Genomic DNA, 3,884 nt, shown 5'->3' on the forward strand with positions numbered 1-3,884 from the left:
GATAATACATATATGAAAAATAATATTATTGCTTATGAACTATCTGGAATAGACAACCATTCATAGTTCTATGAATTCGCTCCCAAAGAAACTTTTTGTAGCACCTGTCACTCATGTATTAACTATCAATATTATCCTAATGATTTTCATATTAAAAATAAGGCTGACTTTAGTTTTGCTTACGATGGAGGCCCACCAATTATTTCATCTAAGTTTAAATGTTTTATCGAAAATTTAGGTTATCCTATTCAATTTGATAGCTTAAATCCAGAAGGCTCATTGTTCACACTTATTCCTGAGAAAAAATTAACATATTTGGCAATGCAACAAAGTGAATATTGTAATAAATGCAATCAATATGTTAATCAAATAGCTCCTATACCGAATTTCTCAAATGAAATCCAACTTCCGATTAGTGATGGTTTTTTTAGAAGTGATATGAAATTTGGCAGTGGTATAGAAAAAGGTTTTATAGTTATTTTAGGAGTAAATACTGGTTTTTTGATAAAAAAAGCTCAAAAAGAGTTAAAACTTAGAGGATTAGATCTTATACCGATTACTATTTAAGTGACATAAAATGATTATAAATTCTTCTTCAAAAAACACTGATATATATTATAGTGATATTATCTCTCTTTAAACTTGTTCTTTAATAATATATTTGTACTCCGTTATAATCGATCTATTTTCGCAAAAATCTACAAAACTCGACCGCACTTATGCTTATGATAAGGCATTAAACACCGTTGCCGCCAATGACGAGCAGGAAAACCTGGCGATGACGGTCAACGGCAACAACCAGATTACCGACATCAGCAACCGCAACCACACCCGGGAACGCTATCACTATGACAGCTGCGGCTACCTTAGCCAACGTCAAGTCGGTACAACCGACGGTATCACCCTTGACCCGTTTGACCGCAACTATCCTGAACAACAACTGATTGACCATCACGATATTTACCAACCGGGACATAAACTCCAACGGTTACATAACGACCATTACACTTATGATGCAGCCGGACGGCTTATCCGTAAAACCACGGAGGAAGACGGCTACCGCACGGGCGAAAGCCACTACCGCTGGAACGGCTTTAACCAACTCACCGTCTTCACCGGCAAAGGCAAACTCGGCGGACGCAGTTACACCTGGTATTACAAATACGACGGCATCGGCAGACGAATCGAGAAAGCCTGTCCGGAACAAAATATCAAAGTGCGGTATGTGTGGGACGGTGACCAACTTGCCTACTGCGAAACCGAAAAACAGCAGCGAATTGAAAGTAGCAGACATAGTGTGTTCCACGGTTGGGAACTATTGGCGCAACAAGACCAATACTCTGAAATCGAGCAAGGCATTGACGGCAGCCGCCGCGTAGGGAAGAATCAAACCCACTATGCCGTGTGTCAAAACAACGGACAGCCGCTGGCACTGTTCGCACCTGACGGCAAACGTGCCTGGCGTAAACCCCAAACCGCACTTTGGGGCTTACCGCTACGCCATCGCTTGTCCCACTTTGAATACAAAAGCCCGCTTGACCCGAACTTATTATTCGCCGGACAATATTACGATGACGAATCGCTACAATAATGGCTTACCGCCCGTTTTTACAAAAACAACTTATCCGAGACTGTTAAATTAATGGATCACTACAGTTCAGAATCCGTGGGATTGGGGTGATCCATGGGGATTAGCTAAGTGTCCATTAGATAAATTAAAAGAACGAGGATTTACAGGTGTTACTAAGACGAAAAATGGAGGTCTTGATTATAGTAATAGCAATGCCCTATATAATAAAAATGGAATAAATCCGACCCAAAAGTTAGAATATACAGGTTCATATAAAAAAGACATTCTCCGCACGTAAACGTAAATTCTCTTGTTCGAGTTCTTCTAAACCAGTCAGTGGTTTTGTCTGTTTTTTGGGGTTCTTAGATTTCTTGGATTTATTCATCGTGGGGCGACCTTTTGCTTTATCTATTAACCCATTTATGCCAAATTTTTTGAATCGTTGCAACCATTTAGAAATCACACTACCTTCTGAGATACCCAATGTTAAGGCGATTTGTTCGAGGGTGAACCGCCCTTCCTGGGCTAATTTGACGGCTTGAAGCTTTTCTTCAACGGTAAATTTTCGGGCAGTATGTTTGACTCGTAAGCCATTTGAGCCCGCATGTTGATATTGCGCAACCCAGTGACGAATACAGTGTTGGTCAATCTGAAAATATTTTGAGGTTTTGCTAATAGATTGATGATGTTGAAAATAATATTCAACGATTTGTTGTTTCAATACTTGAGTATATTTAGTCATAAAAAATCTGCACCTTAGTCAGTTGGTTTAGAAGTCCAACTTTTGGGGTGCAGATCAGTTGTGTGAGGTGTGGGATATTTATAAAGTATTTATACTCAAAACCGCACTTTATAACTGCACTTCAAACACCCCTTTATTCGGGTTAAGTTTAAATCCCTGTTCTTGCCAAAATTCCCGTTGTTGCGGTGTGCTTTCCACCACCAATAGATTACTTTGGGTAAAGCTGACAAAGTCGCGGCTCTTTTGTAGCAGTGCTTGCATAATATGCTGTCGTTGGGCGTTGTCAGAAGCGAAAATATCAGTCAGTTGCCAATAGCGTTGCAGGCGTAACGACGAGAGGCGGGGATAGAGTTGCACAAAGCCGACGGCTTGTTGTTGATTATCAATGGCAATAAACAGAATACTTTCACTGAAGCGGATGCGATTTGCTAAAAAGCTCAGTGCCCGCTCTGCATTTTCGTTCATTCCCCGTTCGCAGCGATATTGTTCAAACAAGGGTAAAATCAGTTCAAGATTCCATAATTCGGCTTTAAATATCCGCATAATTGCCTCTAAATTAACCATTTCTGTGGCGAATTGTAGCGTTTTTATAAGCAAGAATCATCTGTTGTTAAATAAAAAACAACAAAAAAGTAAAAAATCCAAAATTTTTTCGCTTATAAAAAGCAATTCAAAGCCAATTTTGCTATAGTGAAAACACTTTTTTATTCATTAACCTTAAGTTTGCAAGGAGCAAAAAATGGCACGTCGTCCTTTAGTGATGGGTAACTGGAAATTAAACGGCAGCAAAGCAATGACCCGCGAATTGATCGCCGGGTTGAAAGCGGAATTGGCTGAGGTCAAAGGCTGTGATGTGGCAATCGCACCGCCGTTGATGTATTTGGCGGAAGCGGAAGCCGCTCTGCAAGGCAGTAACATCGTGTTGGGTGCACAAAATGTGGATACCAACGTATCTGGTGCGTTCACCGGTGATACTTCCACCGAGATGTTAAAAGATTTTGGCGCAAAATATATTATTATCGGTCACTCTGAGCGCCGCACTTACCACAAAGAGAGCGATGAATTCATTGCCAAAAAATTTGCGGCACTGAAAGCGGCGGGCTTGATTCCGGTATTGTGCATCGGTGAAACCGAATCCGAAAACGAAGCGGGTCAAACCGAAGCGGTCTGCGCCCGTCAAATTGATGCGGTGCTGAACAGCTTAGGCGCAGAAGCCTTCAACGGCGCAGTAATTGCCTATGAACCAGTGTGGGCGATCGGCACTGGCAAATCCGCCACCCCGGCGCAAGCGCAAGCGGTACACAAATTTATTCGTGATCACATCGCCAAACAAGACAAGGCAGTGGCTGAACAAGTGATTTTACAATACGGCGGCTCAGTCAACGATGCCAACGCAGCGGAGCTGTTCACCCAACCGGATATCGACGGCGCTTTGGTCGGTGGTGCTTCGTTGAAAGCCGCTGCCTTTGCGGTGATCGTCAAAGCAGCGGAAAAAGCGAAAAACTAAGCTAACCGCACTTTATCATTGATGAAAAACCGAATCTGTTTGGATTCGGTTTCAGATTATTGACA

Annotated in this window: 5 protein-coding genes; 3 read left to right on the forward strand and 2 right to left on the reverse strand. The window is 41.8% G+C overall.

All coding sequences use genetic code 11. The features are described from left to right. The first annotated feature begins 279 nt into the window (after positions 1-279). Together FHQ30_RS09875 and FHQ30_RS09880 are read left to right on the forward strand one after the other, a co-directional pair. Entirely contained in the window at positions 280-567 is a 288-nt protein-coding gene (locus FHQ30_RS09875) for a hypothetical protein (protein WP_139625166.1), read from the forward strand. Positions 568-661: 94 nt separating this feature from the next. Further along, positions 662-1,591 (forward strand): RHS repeat domain-containing protein, encoded by a 930-nt coding sequence (locus tag FHQ30_RS09880; protein WP_139615059.1) that lies wholly within the window; start codon positions 662-664, stop codon positions 1,589-1,591. Positions 1,592-1,838: 247 nt separating this feature from the next. Here the strand turns inward: FHQ30_RS09880 and FHQ30_RS09885 are convergent, their stop codons facing one another. Then, a complete protein-coding gene (locus FHQ30_RS09885) occupies positions 1,839-2,312 on the reverse strand; it encodes a helix-turn-helix domain-containing protein (RefSeq protein WP_139611805.1) in 474 nt (157 codons plus the stop codon). Positions 2,313-2,420: 108 nt separating this feature from the next. Beyond that, positions 2,421-2,855 (reverse strand): GNAT family N-acetyltransferase, encoded by a 435-nt coding sequence (locus tag FHQ30_RS09890; RefSeq protein ID WP_139611806.1) that lies wholly within the window; start codon positions 2,853-2,855, stop codon positions 2,421-2,423. 196 nt (positions 2,856-3,051) lie between these two features. Here FHQ30_RS09890 and tpiA point away from each other — a divergent pair, with 196 nt between their 5' ends. After that, a complete protein-coding gene (tpiA, locus tag FHQ30_RS09895; protein WP_139611807.1) occupies positions 3,052-3,819 on the forward strand; it encodes a triose-phosphate isomerase in 768 nt (255 codons plus the stop codon). The last annotated feature ends 65 nt before the right edge of the window (positions 3,820-3,884 follow it).

The organism is Testudinibacter sp. 'clade 2' (assembly GCF_006227735.1).
Lineage (GTDB): Bacteria > Pseudomonadota > Gammaproteobacteria > Enterobacterales > Pasteurellaceae > Chelonobacter.